Origin of the sequence: Curtobacterium sp. VKM Ac-1376 (assembly GCF_015351025.1) — a bacterium.
Classification (GTDB): domain Bacteria; phylum Actinomycetota; class Actinomycetes; order Actinomycetales; family Microbacteriaceae; genus Curtobacterium.
In genome coordinates this window covers 188,425-213,649 of record NZ_JADKRV010000002.1, presented here as the reverse complement: position 1 = coordinate 213,649, position 25,225 = coordinate 188,425, and the positions used below count along the sequence as shown (strand labels likewise).

15 protein-coding genes, 1 tRNA gene and 1 other RNA gene are annotated in these 25,225 nt (G+C 71.8%); 5 read left to right on the top strand and 12 right to left on the bottom strand.

The window, feature by feature from the left end:
• Nucleotides 1-20: 20 nt before the first annotated feature.
• Together ITJ56_RS03865 and ffs are read right to left on the bottom strand one after the other, a co-directional pair.
• Nucleotides 21-7,529 (bottom strand): choice-of-anchor G family protein, encoded by a 7,509-nt coding sequence (locus ITJ56_RS03865; RefSeq protein WP_194627821.1) that lies wholly within the window; start codon nt 7,527-7,529, stop codon nt 21-23.
• Between the two features lie 389 nt (nt 7,530-7,918).
• Nucleotides 7,919-8,015, bottom strand: an RNA gene (gene ffs / locus ITJ56_RS03860) — signal recognition particle sRNA small type.
• A gap of 37 nt (nt 8,016-8,052) precedes the next feature.
• Here ffs and ITJ56_RS03855 point away from each other — a divergent pair.
• Complete coding sequence (locus tag ITJ56_RS03855; RefSeq protein WP_194627819.1) at nt 8,053-8,727, top strand: SDR family oxidoreductase; 675 nt, start codon at nt 8,053-8,055, stop codon at nt 8,725-8,727.
• Nucleotides 8,728-8,793: 66 nt separating this feature from the next.
• Here the strand turns inward: ITJ56_RS03855 and ITJ56_RS03850 are convergent, their stop codons facing one another.
• Together ITJ56_RS03850 and pta are read right to left on the bottom strand one after the other, a co-directional pair.
• On the bottom strand, nt 8,794-9,990 hold the full coding sequence (locus ITJ56_RS03850; protein WP_194627817.1) for an acetate/propionate family kinase: 1,197 nt from the start codon (nt 9,988-9,990) through the stop codon (nt 8,794-8,796).
• Between the two features lie 64 nt (nt 9,991-10,054).
• Nucleotides 10,055-12,163, bottom strand: coding sequence for a phosphate acetyltransferase (pta, locus tag ITJ56_RS03845; protein ID WP_194627815.1), 2,109 nt, complete (start codon nt 12,161-12,163; stop codon nt 10,055-10,057).
• A gap of 121 nt (nt 12,164-12,284) precedes the next feature.
• On the opposite strand from pta, the gene ITJ56_RS03840 reads away from it, so the two are divergent.
• Nucleotides 12,285-12,372, top strand: a tRNA-Ser gene (locus ITJ56_RS03840).
• A 282-nt stretch (nt 12,373-12,654) separates the two neighbouring features.
• Entirely contained in the window at nt 12,655-13,299 is a 645-nt protein-coding gene (locus ITJ56_RS03835) for a hypothetical protein (protein ID WP_194627813.1), read from the top strand.
• 121 nt (nt 13,300-13,420) lie between these two features.
• On the opposite strand, the gene ITJ56_RS03830 is transcribed toward ITJ56_RS03835, so the two are convergent.
• On the bottom strand, nt 13,421-14,677 hold the full coding sequence (locus ITJ56_RS03830) for a multidrug effflux MFS transporter (protein ID WP_194627811.1): 1,257 nt from the start codon (nt 14,675-14,677) through the stop codon (nt 13,421-13,423).
• A gap of 228 nt (nt 14,678-14,905) precedes the next feature.
• Between ITJ56_RS03830 and ITJ56_RS03825 the strand changes: the two genes are divergently transcribed.
• On the top strand, nt 14,906-15,487 hold the full coding sequence (locus tag ITJ56_RS03825) for a TetR/AcrR family transcriptional regulator (protein WP_194627809.1): 582 nt from the start codon (nt 14,906-14,908) through the stop codon (nt 15,485-15,487).
• A 59-nt stretch (nt 15,488-15,546) separates the two neighbouring features.
• Here the strand turns inward: ITJ56_RS03825 and ITJ56_RS03820 are convergent, their stop codons facing one another.
• The 5 genes from ITJ56_RS03820 to ITJ56_RS03800 all read right to left on the bottom strand — a co-directional run bounded on the left by ITJ56_RS03820 (nt 15,547) and on the right by ITJ56_RS03800 (nt 22,215).
• The gene (locus tag ITJ56_RS03820) at nt 15,547-16,119 is read right to left on the bottom strand and encodes a substrate-binding domain-containing protein (RefSeq protein WP_194627807.1); all 573 of its coding nucleotides are present in this window, start codon (nt 16,117-16,119) and stop codon (nt 15,547-15,549) included.
• 30 nt (nt 16,120-16,149) lie between these two features.
• Entirely contained in the window at nt 16,150-17,550 is a 1,401-nt protein-coding gene (locus ITJ56_RS03815) for an MFS transporter (protein ID WP_194627805.1), read from the bottom strand.
• Nucleotides 17,551-17,658: 108 nt separating this feature from the next.
• On the bottom strand, nt 17,659-18,804 hold the full coding sequence (locus ITJ56_RS03810; protein WP_194627803.1) for a cystathionine gamma-synthase: 1,146 nt from the start codon (nt 18,802-18,804) through the stop codon (nt 17,659-17,661).
• A gap of 14 nt (nt 18,805-18,818) precedes the next feature.
• Nucleotides 18,819-20,183: a cystathionine beta-synthase gene (locus ITJ56_RS03805; RefSeq protein WP_194627801.1), complete on the bottom strand. Its 1,365-nt coding sequence runs from the start codon at nt 20,181-20,183 to the stop codon at nt 18,819-18,821.
• A gap of 157 nt (nt 20,184-20,340) precedes the next feature.
• Complete coding sequence (locus ITJ56_RS03800) at nt 20,341-22,215, bottom strand: ABC transporter ATP-binding protein (protein WP_194628188.1); 1,875 nt, start codon at nt 22,213-22,215, stop codon at nt 20,341-20,343.
• 143 nt (nt 22,216-22,358) lie between these two features.
• On the opposite strand from ITJ56_RS03800, the gene ITJ56_RS03795 reads away from it, so the two are divergent.
• Nucleotides 22,359-23,783 (top strand): amino acid permease, encoded by a 1,425-nt coding sequence (locus tag ITJ56_RS03795; protein ID WP_194627798.1) that lies wholly within the window; start codon nt 22,359-22,361, stop codon nt 23,781-23,783.
• A 357-nt stretch (nt 23,784-24,140) separates the two neighbouring features.
• Here the strand turns inward: ITJ56_RS03795 and rplL are convergent, their stop codons facing one another.
• Both rplL and rplJ read right to left on the bottom strand, forming a co-directional pair.
• Nucleotides 24,141-24,524 carry a 50S ribosomal protein L7/L12 gene (gene rplL / locus ITJ56_RS03790; RefSeq protein ID WP_194627797.1) on the bottom strand — a complete coding sequence of 128 codons (384 nt, stop codon included), beginning with the start codon at nt 24,522-24,524 and terminating at the stop codon, nt 24,141-24,143.
• 54 nt (nt 24,525-24,578) lie between these two features.
• Nucleotides 24,579-25,094: a 50S ribosomal protein L10 gene (rplJ, locus tag ITJ56_RS03785; RefSeq protein ID WP_123655473.1), complete on the bottom strand. Its 516-nt coding sequence runs from the start codon at nt 25,092-25,094 to the stop codon at nt 24,579-24,581.
• Between the last annotated feature and the right edge of the window lie 131 nt (nt 25,095-25,225).

Genomic DNA, 25,225 nt, shown 5'->3' with positions numbered 1-25,225 from the left:
GTGTGTGACGCGGTGCTGACTCAGCCGCGGGTGCGGCGACGGAGCCCGCCTGCGAGGCGGGAGAGCCCCAGCAGCAGGAATCCGAGGAGCACGATCCCGGCGGCCGTGCCGGCGAGCGGTGCGACCTCCGCGCCGGTGTAGGCGAGGCCACCTGCACCGATGCGGGAGCCGGAGCCCGTGCCGGTGCCCGTGCCCGTGCCCGTGCCGCCACCGTTGCCGGTGCCCGTCCCGGTGCCGTTGCCGGTCCCCGGCGTGCCTGGCGTTCCGGGCGTGCCCGGCAGACCGGGGGTACCGGGCGTACCGGGCGTACCGGGCGTACCGGGCGTACCGGGCGTACCGGGCGACCCCGGGGTACCGGGGGTGCCCGGGGTGCCGGGCTCCTCCGGGTCCTCCGGGTCGACCGCTGGGTCCTCGACCATGACGCGGACCATCTGCGCCTGCGAGGTTGCTCCGCCGATCGTCTGGGTCACGCGCAGCATGTGCACGCCGACCGGCAGCTCGGCCATGGCCCACCACTCGCCCGATTCCGCCACCGTCGTCGTGACCGCGTCGCGGCCCATCGGCTGCACGGTGACCGTCGCTCCCGGCTCGGCGGTGCCCGTCACCATCAGGTCGTGGTCACCGTCCTCGTCCGCGGCGTGCCGCTCGCCCGGGGTGGGCGAGGTGACGGCGAGCGGCTCGACCGCGTCGACCACGATCGACACCTCGGGGGCCGCCGCCGTCGTGCCGTCCACGGACTGGGTGGCACGGATCGTCCACTCCCCCTCGGGCACCTGCGCGAAGCTGACGTTCCAGGCACCCTCGGCGTCGGCCGTGGTGGTGCGGACCTGTCCGGTGGACAGGGTCACCGTCACCGCCGCGCCCGGGGCGGCCTGACCCGTCACCGCGAACGAACCAGTGTCGCTGAAGCCGTCCGCGGGGATGAGCTGACCGGGTTCGGGGCTCGTGATCACGATGTCCGTCGCCTGCACGGCGATGACCGTCACGTCGGTGGTCACCGGGTCGGAGGTCCGACCGCCGACCGTCTGCGTCACCGACACCGTGTGGTCGCCGACCGGGACTCCGCTCACCGTGACCGTCCACGAACCGTCGTCGCCGGCGGTCGTGCTGGCGGTGCGGCCGTCGATGGCGACCGCGATCGTGGCACCGGGCTCGGCCGTGCCGCTCACCGGGATCGACGTCGTCGAACCGGTGGTCGGGAACGCCTGACCGTCGGTCGGGCTGGTCACCGTGACCGGCGCCGCCGCCGTCACCGTGAAACCGACCTCGGGTGCATCCGTGGTGGCGCCGTCGACCGTCTGGCTGGCGGTGACCGTGTGGGATCCCTCGGCGACGTCCGGCACCGTCACGGACCACGCACCGTCGTCGTCCGCGGTCGTGGTGACCGCGGTGCCGTCGTCGATGCGGACCGAGACGGCGGCGTTCGGTGCCGAGGTACCGGTCACGCGGACGTCGGTCGAACCGCCGAGCACCCGGACGTCGGCGCCGTCAGCCGGGGCGGTCACGACGATCGCGTCCGCAGCGCCGACCACGACGGTCACGTCGCGCTCGATCGCATCGGACGTCGTGCCGTTCACGACCTGGGTGACGACGAGCGTGTGCTCACCCGCCGGCACGTCGACGAGGGCGCTCTCCCACCGTCCGTCGGTGCCGACACGGACCACGACCGGGTCGGCGTCGTCGAGGACGACGCGGACCGTCGCGCCGGGCTGGCCCTCGCCGCCGACCGGGACCGTCGCGGTGGGGTCGGTGCTCGGAACGGTGAACGTGGTGTCGTCCGCCGGGGCGGTGACCGTCAGCGCGGCACCGGGTGCCACGGTGAAGGTGCTGCGCACCGCTGGGGACGTCGAGCCGTCGACCGTCTGGGTCGCCCGGATCGTGTGGTCACCGACGATGACGTCCGGCAGGTCCACGCTCCAGGTCCCCGCGTCGGTCGCGGTCACCGTCCGGGGGTCTCCCCCGTCGATCGTGACACGGACCTCGGCACCGGCCTCGGCGGCTCCCGCGGCGGTGAGGGTCGCGACCGAGTCGCGCTGGGCGACACGGATCGTGGTCCCGTCCGCCGGGGTGGCGATCGTGATCGGGTCGCCGACGAGGACGCGGACGTCCACCGTCACCGGCGCCGACTCGGTGTCGTCGATGCGCTGCGTGACGCTGACGGTCGTGGTGCCGGCCGGCACACCGGGGACCGAGACGCTCCACGCGCCGTCGTCGTCCGCGGTGGTCGACTCGGTGCTTCCGTCGCCCAGGTCGACCACGATGGTCGCGCCCGGCTCGGCGGTCCCGGCGACGTCGACCGTCGTCGTGCCGTCCCCGTCGGCGACCGTGTACTCCTGGTCGGCCGTCGGCTCGGTGATGACGACGGGCGCGCCCGCCTCGATCTCGAACGCCGTCTCGACCGGGGTCGTCGAGGTCGAGCCGTCCACGGTCTGCGTCACCTCGACGGTGTGCTCGCCGACGCCGAGGTCCGGCACGCCGACGCTCCACGAGCCGTCGTCACCGGCAGTGACCTCGACGGGGTCGCGGTCGTCCACGGTGACCGTCACCGTGGCGCCGGGCTGGGCGTCACCGGCGACCGTCACGGTCGTCGTCGCGTCACCGTCGGCCACCGTGATCGGGTCGTCGCCGGGCTCACGGATGGTGAGGTCGGCAGCGGCGACCACGGACACCGGTCGTTCGACCGCTGCACTGGTGGTGCCGTTGATCGCCTGTGTCACCGAGGCCGTGAACGAGCCGGTCGGCACGTCCTCGACCGTCGTCTCCCAGTCGCCGTCCTCGTCCACGGTGGCCGTGGCGGTCCCGCCGTCGCCGAGGTCGACCGTGACGGTCGCGCCGGGCTCACCGGTGCCGGCGAAGTCGAGCCCGGTGGTGGCGTCGTCGTCCGCCACCGTGACGGTGGTGGCACCCCGCGGGGTGGTCACGACGAGCGGGGCTCCGGCACGGACCGACACGGCGGCCGTCACCGGCGTCGACGTCTGCCCGCCGACGACCTGCGTCGCGGTGACGCGGTGGTCACCGACCGGGACGTCCTGGAAGGTGGTCTCCCACCGGCCGTCCTCGTCCGCGGTCACCGTGTCGGTCTCGCCGGTCGAGAGCCGGACCGTCACCTGGGCGTCGGGCTGCGCCCGACCGGTCACCTCGACGTCGGCGGTGCCGGACGTGTCGGCGACCGTCAGGACGTCGCCGTCCTCCGGGGTCACGATGGCGAGCGCGGTTCCGGCCCGCACCGTGACGGTCTGGTCCGGACTGGAGGCGGTGGTCCCGCCGACCGTCTGGCTGGCGGTGAGCGTCGGGGTGCCGACACCGACCCCACCGAACGTGACCGTCCAGTCGCCGTCCGCGTCCACGGTGGTGGTCGCCTCGTCGTCGCCGAGTCGCACCGTCACCGGTGCGCCCGGCTCGGCCGAGCCCGTGACGACGACGTCGCGCGTGGCGTCGGCGTCCGGCACGAGGAGGACCACGTCGGTCCCCGGTGCGGTGATCGTGACCGCCTCGGCGGCCTCGATCGTGACCGTGCGCTCGACCGGGTCGGAGGTGCGCGGGTCGGAGACGGTGCCGGGCAGGGTCTGGGTGACCGCGACCTGGTGCTCGTCAACCCCGAGGTCGGGGAACGTGACCGACCACGTGCCGCCGGCGCCGACCGTCGTCTCCTGGTCGTCGGACCCGGCGAGGGTCGCTGTGACCGTTGCACCGGGCTGGCCGGTGCCGGTGACCGTGACGTCGCGGACGACGTCCGGGCCGGCGACGGTGATCGAGTCCGTGTCGGGGCCCGTGATCGTCAGCGCGTTCGCGGTGACGACCTCGAAGGTGATCGGGACGGCGCTCGTGACGACGTCCTCGACCTCCTGGCTCGCGGTCACGGTGTACAGGCCGGCCGGGGCGAGTCCGGTCGCGTCGACCGCCCACTCCCCGTCGGCGTCGGCCGTGGTGGTGAACCGGGTGCCGGGACCGACAGAGACGGTCACGTCGGCACCGGGCTCGGCCGAGCCGGTGATGCGGACGGTCGCGGTGGCGTCACCGTCGACCACGACGAAGCGTGCGCCGCTCGCCGGGGTGTCGATGACGATGGCGTTGCCGGGGACCACGGTGAAGTCCCGGGTGACGACCGGGCCGTCGGTGCCGTTCACGGTCTGCACGGCCTCGACGCTGTGGTCGCCGATGCCGAGCTGCGTGGCCGGCAGCGCCCAGTCGCCCGCCGTGTCGGCGAGGACCTCGACGGGGTCGCCGTCGTCGATCGTCACGGCGACGGTCGCGCCCGGTTCGGCGGTGCCGCGGACGACGACGTTCGCCTGTCCGCCGGTGCCGGCCGGGACCTCCTGCGCGTCGGTCGGGGCCTCGATGACGAGCTCGTCGCCGGCCTCGACCGAGAAGTCGCGTTCGACCGGTGCCGAGGTCGCGCCGTCGACGGTCTGGGTGACCGTCGCGGTGTGGTCACCGGTGCCGATGCCCTCGAGGACCACCGACCAGGTGCCCTGCGGGTTCACCGTGGTGGACACCGCGTCACCGTCGTCCAGGACGACCTCGATGCGGGCACCGGGCTGGGCGGTACCCCGCACGGTGACGTCGGCCTCGGAGTCGTCGGTCGCGACCGTGACGGTGGCGTCCTGCGCCGGAGCGGTGACCGCGAGCGGAGCGCCGGCCTGCACCGTGACGACCTGACGGACGGCCGGCGAGGTGGTCCCGCCGACGGTCTGCGTCGCCGTGATGGTGTGACGGCCGACCGGGACGTCGGTGACGGTGACCGTCCAGATGCCGTCGTCGTCCGCCGTGGTGGTGGCGCTCAGGCCCTCGCCGAGCGAGACGCGCACCCCGGCACCGGGCTCGGCACTGCCGGCGACGTCGAGGTCGGTGGTGGTGTCCGCGTCGAGGACCGTGACCACGTCGCCGTCCTCGGGCGAGGTGATCACGAGCGCGTCACCCGCGGCCACCGTGAACGCGGAGGACACCGGCCCCGAGGTGGTGCCGTCGACCGTCTGCCGCGCCGTGACGGTGCGCGCACCGACCGGGACGTCGGCGAAGGTGGTCGTCCAGGCGCCGTCCTCGTCCGCGGTGACCACGGCCGTGAAAGACCCGCCGATGCCGACCGCGACCCGGGCGTCCGGGGCTGCCGTGCCGGACACCGTCACGGGCGTCGTCGAGGTCTCGTCCGCGACCGTGATGGTGCTGCCGTCGGCGGGCTCGTCGATCATGAGGGCGGGTGCCGCCGTCACGGTGAAGTCACGGGTGACCGGGGTGCTCGTCGTGCCACCGGCGGTCTGGGTCACCTGCGCCGAGTACTCGCCGACGGGGACGTCGGTGACGCTGGTCGACCAGGTGCCGTCGGCGTTCGCGCCGGTGGTCGCGGTGAGACCGCCACCCAGGTCGACGTCGACACGGGAGCCGGGCTGTGCGCTGCCCGAGAAGGGAACGGAGCGCGTGTCACCGGCGACCGGGAATTCCTGGTCCGCCGTGGGGGTGTCCACCGTGAGCCCAGCCGCCGCCACGACCCGGAAGTCGCGGGTCACGGGGCTCGAGGTGCTGTCACCGACGGTCTGCGTGACGCTCGCCGTCTGCTCGCCGACCGGGACCTCGGGGACGGTGACGCTCCAGGCGCCGGCGTCGTCGGCCGCGCCGGTCGCGGTGAGGCCGCCACCGAGGTCGACGCTGATCCGTGCGTTCGCCGTCGACGTGCCCGTCAGGGTGACCGGGGCGGTCTCCCCCGTGGTGGTGAAGGTCTGACCGGCCGTCGGGGTGGTGATCGTCAGCGGACGCTGCGCGACGACGGAGAACTCCTGCGTCACGCTGCCGGCCGCCGAGCCGCCGACCGCCTGGGTCGCGGTCGCGGTGTACTCGCCGGTGGGGACGTCGGCGATGGTCGTCGTCCACGTGCCGTCGGCAGCGACGGTCGCGGTACCGGTCACGCCGTCGCCCAGGCGTACGGCGATGGTGGCGCCGGGCTCACCGGCACCGCTCACGGCGATGCTGCGGGTCGAGGTCGCCGACGGCACGCTGAACTGCTGGCCGGCCGTGGGCGCCGTGATGGTCGGTGCCGTGAAGGCCGTCGCACGGACGGTCGAGGTGGCGAGGTCCACGGTGGCCGCGTCCACGCCGGGCAGGACCGAGAGCCGCAGGGCGTGCACGCTCCGTGAACCGGTGTCGTACCCGCGGGGGTCGCGGAAGCCGGTGCTGTCCTGCGCGTTCACGGTGATGTCCACGATCTGGCGGAGCAGCAGCACGACCGGGCTGAGCAGCGTGGAGGCGGCCGAGGTCGTCGCCGTGAGCGTCGTGCCGAGGTTCGTCAGGGCGGTGCCCGTGACGAGGGGTCGCACGATCGTCTGCAGCGCGGGCAGCACGATCGAGTTGACCGCCGGGGCGAGCAGCGTGCCGAGGACGTTCAGGCCGAGGGGGCCGCCGGTCGCGGTCACCGTGGCGGTGGCGGGCGAGGTGCCGGCGAGGGCACCGAGCGTGGTGTCCGCCCGGAGCGCCAGCGCGGCGAGCGGGAGGCCGACGGCGTTGACGTTCGCCGTGACGTCCACGCGCACGTCGGTGGAGTTGATGGTGTTCACGACCGCGGTCTGCAGCGCGGTGGGCAGCTGCGTGCCGAGGATCGTCGTGATGCTCCGGTTGATCGAGCTCACGGCGGCCTCGGTCAGCACCGACGTGTTCGCCGGCTGGTCGTTCAGCGTGGTGAGCCGGTCGAGGTCGACCGTGATCGCACCGGTCGACGGGGTGATCGTCACCGCGCCGTCGGTCAGCGGGTCCTGGAGCACGCGGGTCAGCGTGTCGTCGAGGTTCAGGTCGACGGTGGCGGTGACGTTCGTGCCGTTCAGGTTGACGAGTCCGAGGCTCGTCGAGCGGAGCAGTCGCTGGAGCGCACCGGTCAGCGCGGTCGTCGTGCCGGACAGGGCGCCGTCCGCGCCGACGGTGGCGTTCACCGTGCTCGACAGGGCGCGCAGGTCGTTCCGCAGCGAGGTGCTGAGCCCGGCGACGGCGGGGCTCGTCAGGTTCAGGTTCGCGCCGGCGATCCGGTAGTCGGTCGTCGTCTCGACCGTCGTGCCGCGCGTGGCCTGGATGCGGGACGCGAGGGCGCCGACCTGCAGCTGCGCGTTCGCGAGCACCGTGGTGTCCGCGCCGACGCGCGAGAACAGCGGGTTGAGGTCCAGCGTCGCCGCACCGGTGCCGGAGCCGGTGCCGACCCCGATGCCGCCGTCGTTCGTGAGCAGGCCGGAGGACGCCGTCGCGCCGGTGGCCGAGGTCGTGGCGTACTGGCCGTCGACACCGAGGGTGAGGATGCCGTTCGGGCCGAGCAGGTCGACGTCGTTGCCGAGGTTGACCCCGAGCGTGTTGAGCGCCGTGAGGTTCAGCGGCTGGTTCGTGGTGCCACCACCCGAGGTCGCGCCGCGTGCCGAGTACGCACCGCCGAGCTGCGCGATGCCGTCGACGTCGACGATGCCCGAGCCGCTGAGCAGCAACCCCTCGGCCTCGGCGACGTCGGCGGGCGCCGCCGCCGCGGGTTGGATCGCCACGGTGGCGGCGACGAGCGCCGTCACCGTGGCGACGACGCCGCCGCGCAGGAGGAGACGCCGGTCGTCCGATACTCGTCGTCGAGTTCGTCCGCCGGCACCGGTGATCCGTCATGTCCATTCGTACGCTGCCGTGGGTACCCGGGTACCGAGCAGCGACGCGTGCCTGCGCATGCGTGTCTCTTTTCCTGGCGGGCGCGCCCGCCACCTGATCCTCGGACTCCTCCGCTGGTGAGGCGGTGGAGGGTCGAAATCCTGGTTGGGGATTCCTGAGGAAGATCTTTACACATGAACAGGTTCGTGTCCGCAGGCGATGACCGAAAGCACCGCGGGACCTCCCCGAAAGGGGGGTCCGCCACCGGGAATGGTCGGGCCGGCAGGCGCACCGACCCCGGCAGCGAAAAGACCCCTGCAACGAAGAAGACCCCTCACGCACCCGCCAGAGCCCGGTTACCCTTGCTGCGTTTCCGCCCTGGGGGAGTTGGCCTGGATGGCGTCACGTGAGGAGCCGCCGAGAAGTCTACCGGATGCGACGGGCAGGATCGGACACATGAAGATCGCCATCGCCGGAGGACACGGCCAGATCGCCCTCCTCCTCGCCCGTCAGATCACCGACGCCGGCCACGACGCCGTCGCCATCGTCCGTAACCCCGCACACGTCTCCGACGTCGAGCAGCAGGGTGCCCGTGCGGTCGTCGCAGACCTGGAGCAGCTCGGCAGCGATGACCTCGCGCTGCGCCTCCGCGGCGTCGACGCCGTGGTGTTCGCCGCTGGCGCCGGCCCGGACAGCGGCGCCGAGCGGAAGCTCACGGTCGACCGTGACGGCGCGATCCTGCTGGCCGACGCGGCCGAGCGCGCGGGCATCGACCGCTACGTGATGATCTCGGCGATGGCGGCGGACACGTACGACCGCGAGCTCGCGGTCGTGCCGGCGCGTGACGACGCCGCCGTCTTCCAGGTCTACCTGCGCGCGAAGGCCGAGGCGGACGCGAACCTGCGTGCCCGCCGTCTCCGGTGGACGATCGTCCGCCCCGGGGGTCTGATCGACACGCCCCCGCAGGGCACCGTGGACGTCGGCAGGACGGTCCCCCGCGGCTCGATCCCCCGTGCCGACGTCGCGACGGTGGTGTTGCACGCACTGCTCGACGACGCGGCGGTGGGCGTGCAGTTCGAGGTCACGAGCGGCGACACCCCGATCCCCGCGGCGCTGGACGCCCTGACCTGATGTCGCAGGCGCAGCCTGCACCGCGCGCGCTGCACCGCGCGCGCTGCACCGCGCGCGGCGCGCCCCTCAGAGCGCGACCGCGGCCGACTGCCGGGCGATCTCGAGCTCCTCGTTCGTCGGGATCACGAGCACTGCGACCCGTGACGCGTCCGTCGAGATACGGCGTGCGTCCCGCGACGCCAGCTCGTTGCGGTCCGGGTCGATCTCGATGCCCAGGTGCTCGAGCCCCGCGAGCACGCGCCGCCGCAGCAACGCGTTGTTCTCGCCGACCCCCGCGGTGAACACGACCGCGTCGAGGCCGCCGAGCTGCGCCGTGTAGGCACCGACGTACCGGCGGATGCGGTGGCGGTACACGGCGAGCGCCGCCTCCGCCTGCTCGTCACCCTTGGTGGCGGCGTCCTGCACGTCCCGCATGTCACCGTTGCCGGTCAGCCCGAGCAGCCCGGACTGCTTGTTGAGCATGGTGTCGAGCTCGTCGAAGGACAGCCCGGCCTCGCGGTGCAGGTGGATGAGCACGGCGGGGTCGAGGTCGCCGGAGCGGGTGCCCATGACGAGCCCCTCGAGCGGCGTGAGCCCCATCGAGGTCTCGATCGACCTCCCGCCGTCGATCGCGGCCGCCGACGCCCCGTTGCCGAGGTGCAGGACGATGGTCTTGAGCTCGGACAGCGGCCGGCCGAGGAACACCGCGGCCTGCTCCGAGACGTACTTGTGGCTCGTGCCGTGCATGCCGTACCGGCGGATCGCGTACTCGGCCGCCAGGTCGGCGGGGATCGCGTAGGTGTAGGCGTGCGGCGGCATCGTCTGGTGGAACGCGGTGTCGAAGACGGCGACGTGCGGGACGTCCGAGAACACCTGCTTCGCGGCGCGGATCCCCTCGAGGTTCGCGGGGTTGTGCAGCGGCGCGAGGCTGTTCAGGTCCTCGATCTGCTGCTCGACCTCGTCGGTCACGATCGTGGCGCGGTCGAAGGTGGTCCCGCCGTGCACGACACGGTGACCGACGACGGCGGGCGGGTGCTCGTCGAACGACGGGCCGACCTTCGCGAAGGCGTCGATCATCGCCTGGAAGCCGGCGGCGTGGTCGGGCACGGACGCGGCGTCGTTCGACGACGACTCCCCCGTCAGCGCGTTCGTGTGCTTCCACGCCCCGGCGGACTCGCCGATGCGCTCCACGAGCCCGGAGGCGAGCGTCCGTTCGTCCTCGAGCTCGATGAGCTGGTACTTGAACGAACTCGAGCCGGAGTTGACGACGAGGGCTGCGGTCACGGTGGTGTCGCTTTCTGCTCTTGGCCTGGTCGGCCGGTCTGGAGGCGCGGTGCGGGTCGCGCGGTCAGCGTGCGTCGGACGCGGTGCCGGCCTGGATCGCGGTGATCGCGACGGTGTTCACGATGTCGCCCACGAGGGCACCCCGGGACAGGTCGTTGATCGGCTTGCGCAGGCCCTGCAGGACCGGGCCGATCGCGACGGCGCCGGCCGAGCGCTGCACGGCCTTGTACGTGTTGTTGCCGGTGTTGAGGTCCGGGAAGATGAAGACCGTCGCCCGACCGGCCACCGGGGAGTCCGGCATCTTCGTGTGCGCCACCGTGGGGTCGGCGGCGGCGTCGTACTGGATCGGTCCCTCGACGAGCAGGTCGGGTCGGCGCTCCCGGACGAACGCGGTGCCGGCGCGCACCTTGTCCACGTCGGCGCCGGAACCGCTGTCGCCGGTGGAGTAGCTGAGCATCGCGACGCGGGGGTCGATGCCGAACTGGGTCGCGGTCTCGGCGGACGAGATCGCGATGTCGGCGAGCTGTTCGCTCGTCGGGTCCGGGATCACCGCGCAGTCGCCGTACACGAGCACGCGGTCGGCGAGCGCCATCAGGAACACGCTCGACACGACGGAGGTGTCCGGGCGGGTCTTGATGATCTCGAACGACGGCCGGATGGTGTGCGCCGTGGTGTGCTTCGCGCCCGAGACCATGCCGTCGGCCAGGCCGAGCTGCACCATCATCGTGCCGAAGTAGGAGACGTCGGTGACGGTGTCGCGGGCGAGCTCGATCGACATGCCCTTGTGGGCGCGGAGCCTGGCGTACTCCTCGGCGAAGCGCTCGCGGAGCGCGGGGTCGAACGGGGACACGAGCTGCGCGGCCTCGAGGTCGAGGCCGAGCTCGGTCGCCCGCGTGCGGATCGCCGCCGGGTCACCGAGGATCGTGAGCTCGCACACCTGGCGCTGCAGCAGGGTCGACGCGGCACGCAGGATGCGGTCGTCCTCGCCCTCGGGCAGGACGATGCGCTTGCCGTAGCTGCGGGCCCGGTCGAGCAGCCCGTGCTCGAACATGAGCGGCGTGACGACACCGGACGGGGCGAGCTGCAGCCGGTTGCGCAGGGCGTCGGCGTCGACGTGCTGCTCGAACAGGGCGAGCGCGAGGTCGGCCTTGCGGGGCGAGTCGGCCGCAAGTCGCCCGCGGGTCTGGGTGATCCGGAGCGCGGTGTCGTAGGTGCCGAGGTCGTTGTGGGCGATCGGCAGCGAACTGGACAGGCCCTCGAGCAGCCGCGACACCTGGGGCGAGATCTCGAACCCGCCGTTCAGGATCACGCCCGCCAGGCTCGGGAAGGTCTCGGACTGGTTCGCGAGCAGGGTGGCGATGAGGACGTCGCTGCGGTCGCCGGGGACCACGACGATGCCGCCCTCGATCAGGCGGGGCAGGACGTTCTCCATGCTCATGCCGGCGACGACGGTGCCGAGGGCCTCGCGATCGAGCAGGGCGTCGTCTCCGCGGACCAGGGTCGCGTCGGTGGCCTGCAGCAGCGCGCGGATCGTGGGGGCCACGAGCACCCGGTCCTCGGGGATCGCCCACACCGGCACGTCCGGGTGGTCGTCGTGCACGGCCTGCTCGACACTCGCGACGATGGCGGCCAGGGCGTCGGGGTCGGCGCGGTTCACCACGACGCCGAACAGCTGCGCGTGTGCCGCCCGCAGCTCGCTCGTCGTGACGTCCGCGACCTGGGCCATGTCCTCGGGAGTGCGTGCCTCGCGCTCGGCGGTGTCGCGTCCACCGAGCACGAGCAGCACCGGGGCACCGAGGTTGGCGGCGACCCTGGCGTTGAAGGACAACTCCGTGGGGCTGCCGACGTCGGTGTAGTCCGACCCGAGCACGACGACGGCGTCGCACAGCCGCTCGACCTGGGCGAACCGGGTGAGGATCGTGCCGAGCGCAGCCTCGGGGTCCGCGTGGACGTCGTCGTAGGTGACCCCCACCGCGTCGTCGTAGGAGATCCCGACGGCGGTGTGCTGCAGCAGGAGCTCGAGCACGTAGTCGGGTTCGACGACCGAACGGGCGACGGGCCGGAACACGCCGACACGACCGACGGAACGAGCGAGGGTCTCGAGGACACCGAGGGCGACGGTGCTCTTGCCCGTGTGCCCTTCTGCTGACGTGATGTAGATACGGGTCGACACGACGCCCAGGGTAGTCGTCGGACACGGCACGACGTCTGGGAGCACCCGGCCGAACGACACGCGGTCGTGAGCGCCGCGGAGAACCTGTACCATTGGGTGTCGCCGTCGCGAGACGGTGTCAGGAGAATTCGCCTAGTGGCCTATGGCGCACGCTTGGAAAGCGTGTTGGGTGCAAGCCCTCGGGGGTTCGAATCCCCCATTCTCCGCCATCACGACGAAGGACCCGCACCGGTCGGTGCGGGTCCTTCGTCGTACCGGGGCTGGTCCGGTCCCCCACTCGACGGACCAGCGTGTGCCCTGTCCTCCTCCGGCTGGCCGTGAAACGCTGCACCGGGGTGGAACGGGCTGTCCCCCGCACCCGTCGGTCCCCTATGCTGACCGAGCGGTCGGCTCCGGGACGGGCTGGCCGCGGTGCATCGAGTGGCAGGGGCGTCGCTCGGAGGGCGTGCTGATCCGCGCGCCCGGGCACCCCACGGGACGAGGAGTCGCACATGGGGGACATGGCTGTTCCCACGACTCCGCACGTGCGGGCCGGTGTCTTCGAGGTCGTCCTGCGACCCCGTCGGTCCCTCGTCCGCTCCACCGCGCTGAGCATCGTGTTCTCTGCGGTGCCGCTCGCGGTCGCCCTCGTCTGGGTCTCGTTCCCGTTCCGGACGTGGGCCGTGGTCGCCGGCCTGGTGGTCGCGATCGCCGTCGCCGTCGGGGTCGTCTTCGCGCGGTTGCGCTCGGCGTACATCGGCATCGACGACGACGAGGTGACGGTGCGCGGCGTGGCGACACCCCACCGCCGGGTCCCCCGCGACAGGGTGCACAGCCTGGCCCTCGTGACGACCTACGGTTCCTCGGTCGACCGCACCGTGCGGGAACTCGTGGCGTTCGACGCGACCGGCGCGCACCTGTTCCGGATCCGGGCGGACGTGTGGGGCGACGACGGCCTCGAGCAGGTCGTCGAGGTGCTGGGCGTGCAGGTCACCGAGGAGCCCCGTCCCGTCACCGCGCGGACCTTCGCGAAGCGCTACCCCTCGAGCCGTGCCTGGTACGAGCTGGGGTCGGCCTACCTGATCGTCGGCGGGCTCGCCGCGGTCGTCGTCGGCGGGCTGCTCGTCGTCGAGTTCACCGGGCTGCTCGGCGTCTGACGGCGACGGCTGCTGATCGCGGCGGCACGGGAGCCGGCCGCGTCTCGTCACAGGCGGCTGCGTGTCGGGCGCGAGCCGGGCCTCCAGACCGTCGCCGGCAGCGTCTCGGGGCGCCCTGTCGTCAGTGGGTGAGTGCCGGGACCGTCCGCGGCCGCACCACGACCCACAGCATGATGACCGCGACGGCCGCGGTCGACGCCATCACCATCGCCATCGGGGTGGCGGTCGTGATGCCGAGCCAGCCCACCACGGGCGAGATCAGACCGGCGACCCCGAAGTTGAGGGCGCCGAGCACCGACGCGGCGGTCCCCGCCTCTTTCCCGTGGGCGGCGAGTCCGATGACCTGCACGAGCGGGAACGAGAACCCGCACGCGGCGATGAAGAACCAGAGCGGTACGAGCACGCCGACCAGTCCGGCGCCGAGCTGGTCGAGGACGATGATCGCGATCGACGCGAGCAGCAGCGTCGCCGTCGAGCAGGCCAGGATCCACTGCGGGCCGACGCGCTGTGCGAGCCGTGCCGAGATCTGCACACCGAGGACGACCCCGACGGAGTTCACGGCGAAGAGCAGTCCGTACTGCTGCGCGTCGAGGCCGTAGACCTGCTGGAACAGGAACGGGGAGGCGCTGAGGTACGAGAACAGGCCGCTGAACACCATGGCCCCGATGAGCGCGACACCGACGAAGATCCGGTCCGAGAACAGGGCCTTGTACCGCTGCCTCATGGTGGAGTGGCCGGCCTCGCGGCGACGAGCCGGCGGCAGCGTCTCGACGATGAGCAGGATCGAGGCGATCACCACGGCCAGACCGTAGAAGGAGAGGAAGACGAAGATCCCGCGCCAGCTGGTGAACTGCAGCATCTGCGACCCGATGAGCGGCGCCAGGATCGGCGCGAGGCCGTTCACCATCGCCAGTCGGGACAGCATCCGGACGAGCGGCTTGCCGCCGAACAGGTCGCGGACCGTCGCCATCGCGACGACGCCGCCCGCCGCGGCCCCCATGCCCTGCAGGACGCGGAACATCGCCAGCAGCTCGATGTTCGGTGCCGTCGCGGCACCGATGGACGCGGCGATGTGCACCGTCGTCGCGATGATGAGTGGCAATCGGCGACCGACCTTGTCGCTCCACGGGCCGACGAGGAGCTGCCCGATGGCGAAGCCGAGCGTCGTTGCCGTGAGCGTCAGCTGGACGGCGCCGTCGGTGACACCGAACTGCTCCTTGAGCGCCGGGAACGCCGGCAGGTAGAGGTCGATCGTGAACGGCCCGAGCGCCGTGAGGGCACCCAGGACGAAGACGTAGACGAGTCGCTGCCCGCGGGAGAGGGAGTCTCCGGGGTGCAGGACGACACGGAGCGAACCGGTGGTGGCGGGCGCGGTCACGAAACAGGAGTCCTTCGACGGTGAGGGCGGGAGCGGTGATCACGGGATCGATCGAATCGATTCGTCCGTGGAACCATCCTACGGTCGGACGGGCGCGCTCGACGCCCTCGATCCACGTGCCCCGCGTGTTCTGGCTGGCGACCGGCCCCCGTGACGACCGCACCATGCGGTACCGTCGGACTGCTCGGGGGCACCGGGTGAACCGGACCAGAAGAGGGGGTGGGTGTCATGGTGGATGCCCGGATCCTGCACACCACGGCTGCGCTGCGCGAGGCGATCCTGCGACTGGCGGCGGACCGACCCGTGTCGGAGATCACCGTCGCCGACGTGACACGCGCCGCCGGCATCAACCGGGCGACGTTCTACTCGCACGCCGTCTCCCCCGGATCACTGCTCGCCGACGTCCTGACCCCGGAACTCGACCGCATCCGCCAGGACGATGCCGACGAGCGCCGTGCGGCCGCCGCCAGGGGTGCGGACGCTGCCGAGTTCACGGCGATCACCCGGCGTGGGATCAACGCCGTCGTCGAGCACGTGACCACGCACCGGGACATCTACGGCAAGGGGCTCCCCGACCCGAACGACGCCTCGCTGCACCGGCTGTTGGTCGAGCACTTCACCGTGTCGAGCGCCCTGCTCATCCGTGAGCTGGGTGCCGCCCGCCGCCCCGAGCTCCTGGACGACGTCGCTGCGGGCTTCGTGGCGCAGGGCTTCGTCGGGGCGATCGAGGCCTGGCTCGCCGGTCCCCGGCGGTCGCGGAAGGCCCTGGTCGAGACGATCACGCTGTCGTTCCCGGCCTGGTGGAGCTGAGCTGATCCGCACCGACCCGAAGCCGTACTGAGCCGCGGCCGCACTGACCCGGAGAGCGCCTACTCGGCGTCGGTGCTGTCGCCCTCGGCCGGGTTCGTCTCCGGCTTCTCCCCGCGCTGCAGCGACTGCACCACCTCGACCGCCGCTGCCGCCAGGTCGTCGTCGTCCGCGCCCGACGGCACCCGGTAGTCCGCGGAGACCCCGTCGCCACCCGTCCCCGTCGCGGGCAACGGGTCGCCGAGGGAGACCACCACCACACCGGCGTCGTGGGCGGTCTGGACCACACCGGTGAGCGTCGACGGTCGGGCCGCGTGCACGAGCAGCGCCTTCGCGCCCTTCCGGACGAGTTGGGCGACAGCCGTCCGCTGGGACGACGCTGCGCCCGTCGCCGATGCGACGCGGACGTCCGGTCGAAATCCGGCGTCGGTGAGTCCGGTGCGCAGTCCGTCGGCGAGGGCAGCGTCCTCGTGCACCAGCACGACACCGATCACGGCATGCTCGGCGAAGCCGCCGTCGGAACTCGTCAGGTCGGTGCTCTGCACGGGAGTGGGCGCTGCCGACGTCGTGCCCTGGCACCCGGCCAGGGAGAGTGCCGCCGCCAGGGCGACGGTCACGGCGACGATGCGCAGCACGGTGTCTCCTCTTCGGTCCGGTCTGCCACGCTACCCGGACGCCGGTGCGTGCGGCGACGGCCCTGCCGGCGCGGGCACGGGTCCGAGTCGGCGGACGGCGGCGACGGCGAGCACCGCGAAGCTGATCATCGCGGCGAAGACCAGGGTGAACGACACCGTGCCGTCGGCACCCCCGGTCGCGGTGAAGAGCAGCCCCGTCACCGCGAGGCCGATGACACTGCCAGCCGAGTCCGCGATCGTGAGCGCGGAACTCGCGAATCCGTCGTCGCCCTCGCCGGAGAACCGCAGCGTCAGCATCGAGGCGCGCGGGTAGATCGCGCCCATGCCTGCACCTCCGACGAACCATCCGGCCACGAGCACCGACCAGGGCAGGTCGAGCGCGGCCACTGCGAACGCCGTCAGCAGGCTCACCAGGACCAGCGCGAGCCCGACCCCGAACGTGCGCCGGGCGGTGAGCCGCTGCTCCCCCAGCCGTCCGTGCGCCCAGCTCGATGCCGCCCAGCTCAGCGCGGCCACCGTCAGCGCGAGCCCGGCGGCCGACGCGGACAGTCCGTGCTCGGCCTGCAGCAGGAACGGCACGTACGCCTCGCTGCCGAAGAACGACGCCGCCACCAGCCCGCGCAACAGCACCACCGACGGCAGCCCCGCCGCCGCGCGGAAGGTCCCCGCCGGCAGCAGGGGCCGGAGCGCGAACCACGTCCCGACGAGTCCGATCAGCACCGCCGCGACCGTGCCCGAGGGCGGGAGGTCCGGCGCGACGTTGAGGAGCAGGATCGACACGGCTGCCGCGACCGACCACCCGATCCGCACCCGCTGCCACGGCGGTCGCAGCGCCGCTGGCGGAGCGTGCAACCGGCCGAGCGTCGGCACCAGCAGGGCGAACGCGACGAGGGCGATGGCGAGCGCCCCGGCTAAGACCCAGTGCCAGTTCCACGCGTCGGTGACGATGCCGGCGAGGGCCGGACCGATGAGTGCGGGGACGACCCACGCCGCGGCGAACCCGGCGAAGACCGGTCCGTGCAGCGCGGCGGGGAAGATGCGGGCGACGAGCACGTAGAGCACCACGTCGATCGCCCCCGCACCGAAGCCCTCGAGCAGCCGGCCGGCCAGGAACACCTCCATGGTCGGCGCGAGCATCACCACTGCCGTGCCGACCGCGAAGAAGACCGCGGACACCCAGGCCACGATGCGCCCGCCGGCACGGTCAGTCCAGTTGCCCGCCAGCACCATGCCCGGCACACCAGCGGCGAGCGGCGCCGCGAACGCCAGCGCGTACAGGGTCTCGCCGTCGAGGTCGCGGCTGATCACCGGCATGATCGTCGTCATCGCCAAGTTCTGGAACGCCGCGACGCCGACGATGGCCACCATGCCGACCGTCGCGAGGGCGTACGGTCCGCTCAGCAGACCCGTCCGCGACGCCGTTGTGCTCACCCGATCATCGTAGGGCGAGGCACGACGGCGCGCGGCCGGAGCGACCGGTCCCCGCTGCCACGATCCGGTTCAGCGGTTCGACCGCAGGCGGGCAGCGGGACAGCCGGGTCAGCGGGACAGCGCCTGCTGCAGGTCCGCCACCAGGTCACCGGCGGCCTCGATGCCGACCGACAGCCGCACCACGTTCTCCGGGACGGCGAGCTCGGTGCCCTGCACCGACGCGTGGGTCATCTCGCTCGGGTACCCGATGAGCGACTCGACCCCGCCGAGCGACTCGGCGAGCAAGAACAGCTCCGTCGACTCAGCGAACCGCTTCGCGGCCTCGGCGCCGCCGGACAGTGCGACGGACAGCATGCCGCCGAACCCGCGCATCTGCCGTGCCGCGACGTCGTGCCCCGGGTGGTCGGTGAGACCCGGGTAGTAGACGCGCTCGACACCCGGTGCGACCACGAGCGCCTCGGCCACGGCCTGCGCGTTGGTGGAGTGTCGCTCCATCCGCAGCGCGAGCGTCTTGATGCCGCGGGTGGTCAGGTACGCGTCGAACGGCGACGAGATCGCTCCGGCGCCGAACTGCAGGAACTGGACCTTCGCGGCGAGTTCCTCGTCCGCCAGCACGACGGCGCCGCCGACGACGTCCGAGTGCCCACCCAGGTACTTCGTCGTCGAGTACACGACCACGTCGGCACCGAGGGACAGCGGCTGCTGCAGGTACGGCGATGCGAAGGTGTTGTCGACGACGACGAGCGCGCCGGACTCGTGCCCGAGGGTCGCCAGTGCTGCGATGTCGGCGATCTTCATGAGCGGGTTCGTCGGCGTCTCGACCCACAGCACCGTCGTCGCCGGTGCGCCCTGCAGTGCGGCGCGGACCTGGTCGAGGTCGCTCATGTCGACGACGACGAGCTCGACGCCCCACGGCACGTGCAGCCGGTTGACCAGGCGATGGGTGCCGCCGTAGACGTCGTTGCCCATCACGACCCGGCCGCCGGGGACGAGCGCGGCGCGGAGCAGGGCGTCCTCGGCGGCGAGGCCGGAGGCGAACGACGACGCCGCGACGCCGCCGTCGAGGTCGGCGAGGAGCGTCTGCAACGAGTCGCGCGTCGGGTTGCCGGCACGCGAGTACTCGTAGCCGTTGCGCATGCCGCCGACGCCGTCCTGCACGTACGTCGACGTCAGGTGGATCGGTGGGATGACGGCGCCGGTGGTCTCGTCGGGCTCCTGGCCGGCGTGGACGGCGCGGGTGCTGAACTCGGTCATGCTCGCTGGGTTCCTTACTCGGAGAGGTAGGTGAGGAGGTCGTGCCGGGTCAGCACGGTGACGGGCTTGCCGTCCGCGACGACCAGGAGCGCGTCCGCCGACTCGAGGGCACGACGCGCCGACGACACGGACTCGCCGACGCCGATGAGGGGCAGCGGGTCGCCGACGAAGCCGGACAGCGCGTCCGCCATCTTCGCGGTGCCGGTGAAGACCTGCTCGAGCAGCGCCTTCTCCTCGACGGCGCCGACGACCTCGCCGATGACGACGGGCGGCTCGGCGCTGAGCACCGGCATCTGCGAGACGCCGTACTTGGTCATGATGTCGACGACGTCACGCACGGTGTCCGCCGGGTGGGCGTGGACGAGGTCGGGCAGGCGGCCGTCCTTGCCCGCGATGAGCGACCCCACGGTGCGCTCGTCATCGGTCTCGGCGAAGCCGTACGAGCGCATCCACCGGTCGTTGAAGATCTTGCCGAGGTACCCGCGGCCGCCGTCGGGCAGCAGGACCACGACCACGTCGTCCTCGGTCAGGTCGCGGGCCGCGCGGAGGGCCGCCACGACCGCCATGCCGCTGGACCCGCCGACGAGCAGGCCCTCTTCGCGGGCGAGCCGCCGGGTCATCGCGAACGAGTCGGCGTCCGACACCGCGATGATCTCGTCGGGTACGCCAGCGTCGTAGGCACCCGGCCAGAAGTCCTCGCCGACGCCCTCGACCAGGTAGGGACGGCCGGTGCCACCGGAGTACACGGAGCCCTCGGGGTCGGCGCCGACGATGCGTACGCGAGCGTCGGAGACTTCCTTGAGGAACCGGCCGGTACCCGAGATGGTGCCGCCCGTGCCGACACCGGCGACGAAGTGGGTGATCTGCCCCTCGGTGTCGCGCCAGATCTCCGGACCGGTGGTCTCGTAGTGGCTGCGGGGACCGTTCGGGTTCGCGTACTGGTTCGGCTTGTAGGCGCCCGGGATCTCCCGGACGAGCCGGTCCGACACGGAGTAGTACGACTCCGGGTGCTCCGGCGCGACGGCGGTCGGGGTGACGACGATCTCGGCGCCGTAGGCAGTGAGGACGTTCCGCTTGTCCTCGCCGACCTTGTCCGGCAGGACGAAGACGCACCGGTAGCCGCGCTGCTGCGCGACGAGTGCGAGGCCGACCCCGGTGTTGCCGGACGTCGGTTCGACGATGGTGCCGCCTGGTCGCAGGTCACCAGACGCCTCGGCCGCGTCCAGGATCCGCGTGGCGATGCGGTCCTTGGACGACCCACCGGGGTTCAGGTACTCGACCTTCACCAGGATGGTCGCCCGCACCCCGTCGGTGACCCGGTTGAGCTTGACGAGCGGTGTGTCGCCGACGAGGTCGACCACGGAGTTCGCGTAACGCACGGCGAGAGTCTAGGACGCTGCCCCGCCGGCCCGCTGGGATGTGTCGTGCGCGGACAGCGCGCCCTGGTCGCGCTGCGCGGCGGACGGGAGGCCCGTGGCGGGCGGGCAGGGGCCTCCCGTCCGTCACCCGGTCAGGTGGACCGCGGGACGGACGGCGTCAGGGGCGGACGGCGTCCGCCGACGTGTTCTGCTGCCGGTGCAGCTGCGCGTAGGTGCCGTCGAGCGCCAGGAGCTCGTCGTGCGTGCCCTGCTCGACGATCCGGCCGTGGTCGAGGACGAAGATGACGTCCGCGTCGCGGATCGTCGACAGACGGTGCGCGATCGAGATGGTCGTACGGCCCGCCGCGGCGGCATCGAGCGCGGTCTGCACGACGTGCTCGGAGATCGAGTCGAGCGCGCTCGTGGCCTCGTCGAGGACGAGCACCGGCGGGTCCTTGAGCAGCACGCGGGCGATGGCGATGCGCTGTTTCTCACCGCCGGACAGCCGGTAGCCCCGCTCCCCCACCACGGTGGCGTAGCCGTCCGGGAACGACGCGATCGTGTCGTGGATGTTCGCCGCCCTGGCCGCCCGCTCGAGCTCGTCGTCCGAGGCACCGGGTTTGGCGTACCGCAGGTTCTCGCCGATGGTGGCGTGGAACAGGTACGTCTCCTGGCTGACGATGCCGATGTGCCGCATGAGGTCCTCGTGCGCCAGGTCGCGGACGTCCTGCCCCGCGAACCGCACCGACCCCTCGGTCGCCTCGTACAGCCGCGGCACCAGGTAGGACACCGTCGTCTTGCCGGCACCGGAGGGACCGACGAACGCCGCGAACTGCCCGGGTCGGAGCTCGAACGACACTCCACGCAACGTCGGCTTGTCGGCTTCGCCGTCGGGGTAGGTGAAGACGACGTCCTCGAAGGCGACGTGGCCGACCTTCGTCTCGTCGACGGGCTGTGCGGTTGGCGAGTCCGTGATCGCGGGCTTCAGGTCGAAGTACTCGAAGATGCGGGCGAACAGCGCGCCGGAGGTCTGCAGGTCGAGCACCACCCGGAGCAGCCCGACGGTCGGGAACAGCAGGCGCGACTGCACCGTCGTGAACGCGACGATCGTGCCGGCCGTGATCGGGACGTCGCCGATGATCAGGTACGCGGCGACGACGTAGATGATCGCCGGGATGATCGACAGGAAGATCTGCACGATCGCGAAGAACCACTGCCCGGACATCTGCTGCCGGACCTGCAGCGTGATCTGGTTGCGGTTCTCGTCACCGTAGCGACGGGTCTCGCTCGCCTGCTGGTTGAAGCTCTTCGCGAGCAGGATGCCCGAGACACTCAGCGCCTCCTGCGTGATCGCCGTCATGTCCGACAGCGACTCCTGCGTCTGCCCCGCGATCCGGGCGCGGACCTGCCCCACCCGGCGCTGCGCGATGACGAGCAACGGCAGCAGCACCACCGCGACCAGGGTCATCTGCCAGCTCAGCAGCAGCATCGCGACCACGGCCGCGATCACGGTCACGGTGTTGCCGAGGACCGACGAGATCGTGTTGTTCAGCACGCTCGCGACGCCACCGACGTCGTTCTGCAGCCGGGACTGGATGACGCCCGTCTTCGTGCGGGTGAAGAACGCGAGCTCCATCTGCTGCAGGTGCGCGAACAGGCGCATCCGCATCGCGCCCATGACCTTGTTGCCCACCGTCGCGGTCAGGTAGGTCTGCCAGACGCCGACGCCGGCGCTCGCGATCCACAGCAGGACCATCGCCGTCACGAGCTCGACCAGCACCGGCACGTCGGGTCGGCCGGACGGCGGGAACAGCCCGCGGTCGAACGCCTGCTGGGTGAGCAGCGGCGGCACGACCGAGACGGCCGCACCGATCAGGACGAGCACGACCGTCAGGACGATCGCCCGGCGGTGCGGCTCGAACAGCGCGGCGATGCGTCGAACCAGGTGCGGGATCTTCGGCGCCTCGGCGTTGGCGGCCTTCTGCGCGCGGAAGTCGCCGCTCGAGATGCGCCCACTGCCGCGCGGGCCACCACCCCGGCCGCTGGGTCCCATGCTCATGGAGCAACCGTATCCCCGTCGGCGGGCATCGGCGTCCGGCTGTGGACAAGGTACCGGCGCTGCCCCCGGTGGCATTTGACCCCGTTCAGGGGGCGTGCGAGCATGTGCCGTCCCCGTCCCCGCACCACCGAGGTCCCATGTCGTCCGCGCCGTCCCGTCCCACGTCCCTGCGGGCACAGCTCGCCCGCCGCAAGCCGATCGAGCAGCTGCAGGCCGAGGCAGCCGTCGGCGTGAACGGGGCACCGCTCCGCCGCTCGCTCGGCGTCTGGCACCTGACGATGATCAGCGTCGGCGCGACGCTCGGCACCGGCATCCTCGTGGTGCTCGGGACCGCCGTGCCGCTCGCTGGACCGGCGGTGTGGATCTCGTTCGTCCTCGCGGGCATCGCGGCGCTGCTGTCGGCGCTGTCGTACGCCGAGATGGCCGGCGCCGTCCCGACCTCCGGGTCGAGCTACTCCTACACCTACGCCACGATGGGCGAGGGCATCGCCTGGATCTGCGGGTGGTGCCTCGTGCTCGAGTACGCCGTCTCGGTGGCCGCCGTGGCCGTGGGCGCGAGCGAGTACGTCGACGAGACCCTGCGCGTGTTCGGGCTGCACCTGCCCACCGCGCTGTCCGCTCCCCCGGGTGACGGCGGCGTGGTCAACCTGCCCGCCGCGGTCCTCGTCCTGCTCGCGACCGTCGTCCTGCTTCCGGGTGCCCGCGAGAGCGCCTGGGTCAACACCGTCATGGTGATCGTGAAGATCGCCCTGCTCGTCTTCTTCGTCGTCGTGGCGTTCACGGCGTTCCGGGCGCAGAACTTCGAGCCGCTGGCCCCGATGGGTGCCGCCGGGGTCACCGCCGCTGCGTCGAGACTGTTCTTCTCGTACATCGGGTTCGACGCTGCGTCGACCGCCGGTGAAGAGGCGAAGAACCCCCGCCGCGACCTGCCCCGCGCGATCATCTGGTCCATCGTGCTCATCACGACGCTGTACATCCTGGTCGCGATCGCCGCCATCGGTGCGCGTTCCTGGACCGCGTTCTCGTCGTCCGAGGCCTCGCTCGTCCGCATCGTCGTGGACGTCACCGGGCAGCCCCTCGTCGCCCTGGTGTTCTCGATCGGAGCCGTCGTCGCGATCGCGAGTGTCGTGCTCACCGTCCTGTACGGCCAGACCCGCATCCTGCTCACGATGTCCCGCGACGGCCTGGTGCCGAAGGTGTTCGGCCGGGTGTCCCGCCGCACCGGGACCCCCATCGCGAACACGCTCATCATCGGGATCGCGGTGACGATCGTCGCCGCGCTCGTGCCCCTCGGGGAACTCGCGGACGCCACGAGCATCGGCACCCTGGTGGCCTTCGCCCTGGTGAACGTGTCCGTCATCGTGCTCCGCCGCTCGAAGCCCGACCTCGAGCGCTCGTACCGCGTCCCGCTGTTCCCCGTCGTCCCGGTCCTCGGCGCCCTCAGCTGCGTGCTCCTCGCGGTGTTCCTCGGCGTCACCACCTGGATCGCGTTCGGCATCTGGATGGTGGCCGGCGCCCTGCTCTACCTCGCCTACGGCCGCCGCCACAGCACCCTGCGCTGACCCGCCCGCCGCCCACCCCGGCCGAAATTCCGAGTGGCGAGGAGATCGACCGCGAGGGCGGGGTGCACGACAGCACTCTGTCGCTCGGGGCGATCAGTTTCGACACCGGGAGTCGATCTGTGGAAAGCGGCCGCCCCTCCAGGCCCGAGCCGTGTGCACTGCGAAAGCGACAGATCTCGTCAAGCGAGGTCAGGCGATGCCGTGAAGGCGACAGTTCCCCGTGAACCTTCGGCGGCAAAGTGTCGCTTCCACGAAAGCAACCCGCACCCGCGCGCCCGCCGCCCGCACACACGCCCCGCACGCGACGAAGGCCGCCACCCCGAGGGGCAGCGGCCTTCGTGACCGAAACGGTCGAGACTACGCGAGCTCGATCGTGGCGCCGGCGGCCTCGAGGGCCTCCTTGGCCTTGTCGGCGGTCTCCTTGTTGACACCCTCGAGGACCTTGGCGTCGGCGGTCTCGACGAGCGCCTTGGCCTCGCCCAGGCCGAGCGACGTGAGGCTACGGACCTCCTTGATGACCTGGATCTTCTTGTCACCGGCCGACTTGAGCACGACGTCGAACTCGGTCTTCTCCTCGACCTCCTCGGCGGGGGCAGCAGCGCCACCGGCCGCGGCGACCGCGACGGGGGCAGCAGCGGTGACCTCGAAGACCTCTTCGAACTTCTTCACGAAGTCCGAGAGCTCGATGAGCGTGAGCTCCTTGAAGGCCTCGATGAGCTCGTCCTGCGAAAGCTTCGCCATGATTTTCTCCTACTACTTACTGATGCGTGGTGTGGGTGTGGAACGCGTGCCTGGTCAGGCCGCGGACTCCTGCTTCTCGCGAAGGGCGTCCACGGTGCGGACGGCCTGCGAGAGGGGTGCGTTGAACAGGTACGCAGCACCGAACAGCGAGGCCTTGAAGGCGCCGGCGAGCTTGCCGAGCAGCACTTCGCGGGACTCGAGGTCGGCGAGCTTGTCCACCTCGGTCGCGGTGAGCGGGTTACCGTCGAAGTAACCGCCCTTCACCACGAGCTCGGGGTTCGCCTTGGCGAATGCACGCAGCGACTTCGCGACGGCGACGGTGTCACCGTGGACGAAGGCGAGAGCGGACGGACCGGCGAGCTCGTCGTCGAACGACGAGATGCCGGCGTTGTTCGCCGCGATCTTGGTCAGCGTGTTCTTCACCACGGCGTACGTGGCGTGCTCACGGATCGAGTTGCGGAGCTCCTTGAGCTGCGCGACCGTGAGACCGCGGTACTCGGTGAGCAGAACGGCGTTCGAGCTACGGAAGGACTCCGTGAGCTCGGCGACCGCAGCTTCCTTGTTCGCCATGGTTCTCCTTGGGGTTCTTGCCGGCAGCCCCAGGCCCACACACGAAAAAAGCTCCGGCGCAGAGGCTCGGAGCTGCTCCCCCGCGAACGGAAGGAGTGGTTCGGAACACCTGCGCGGGATGCCTCACGGAT

Coding starts and splice junctions, on each gene's coding strand:
- ITJ56_RS03855 (WP_194627819.1), top strand. CDS start 8,053: ATGAAGATCGCCATCGCCGGAGGACACGGCCAGATCGCCCTCCTCCTC.
- ITJ56_RS03835 (WP_194627813.1), top strand. CDS start 12,655: ATGGGGGACATGGCTGTTCCCACGACTCCGCACGTGCGGGCCGGTGTC.
- ITJ56_RS03825 (WP_194627809.1), top strand. CDS start 14,906: ATGGTGGATGCCCGGATCCTGCACACCACGGCTGCGCTGCGCGAGGCG.
- ITJ56_RS03810 (WP_194627803.1), bottom strand. CDS start 18,804: ATGACCGAGTTCAGCACCCGCGCCGTCCACGCCGGCCAGGAGCCCGAC.
- ITJ56_RS03800 (WP_194628188.1), bottom strand. CDS start 22,215: ATGGGACCCAGCGGCCGGGGTGGTGGCCCGCGCGGCAGTGGGCGCATC.
- ITJ56_RS03795 (WP_194627798.1), top strand. CDS start 22,359: ATGTCGTCCGCGCCGTCCCGTCCCACGTCCCTGCGGGCACAGCTCGCC.
- rplL (WP_194627797.1), bottom strand. CDS start 24,524: ATGGCGAAGCTTTCGCAGGACGAGCTCATCGAGGCCTTCAAGGAGCTC.
- rplJ (WP_123655473.1), bottom strand. CDS start 25,094: ATGGCGAACAAGGAAGCTGCGGTCGCCGAGCTCACGGAGTCCTTCCGT.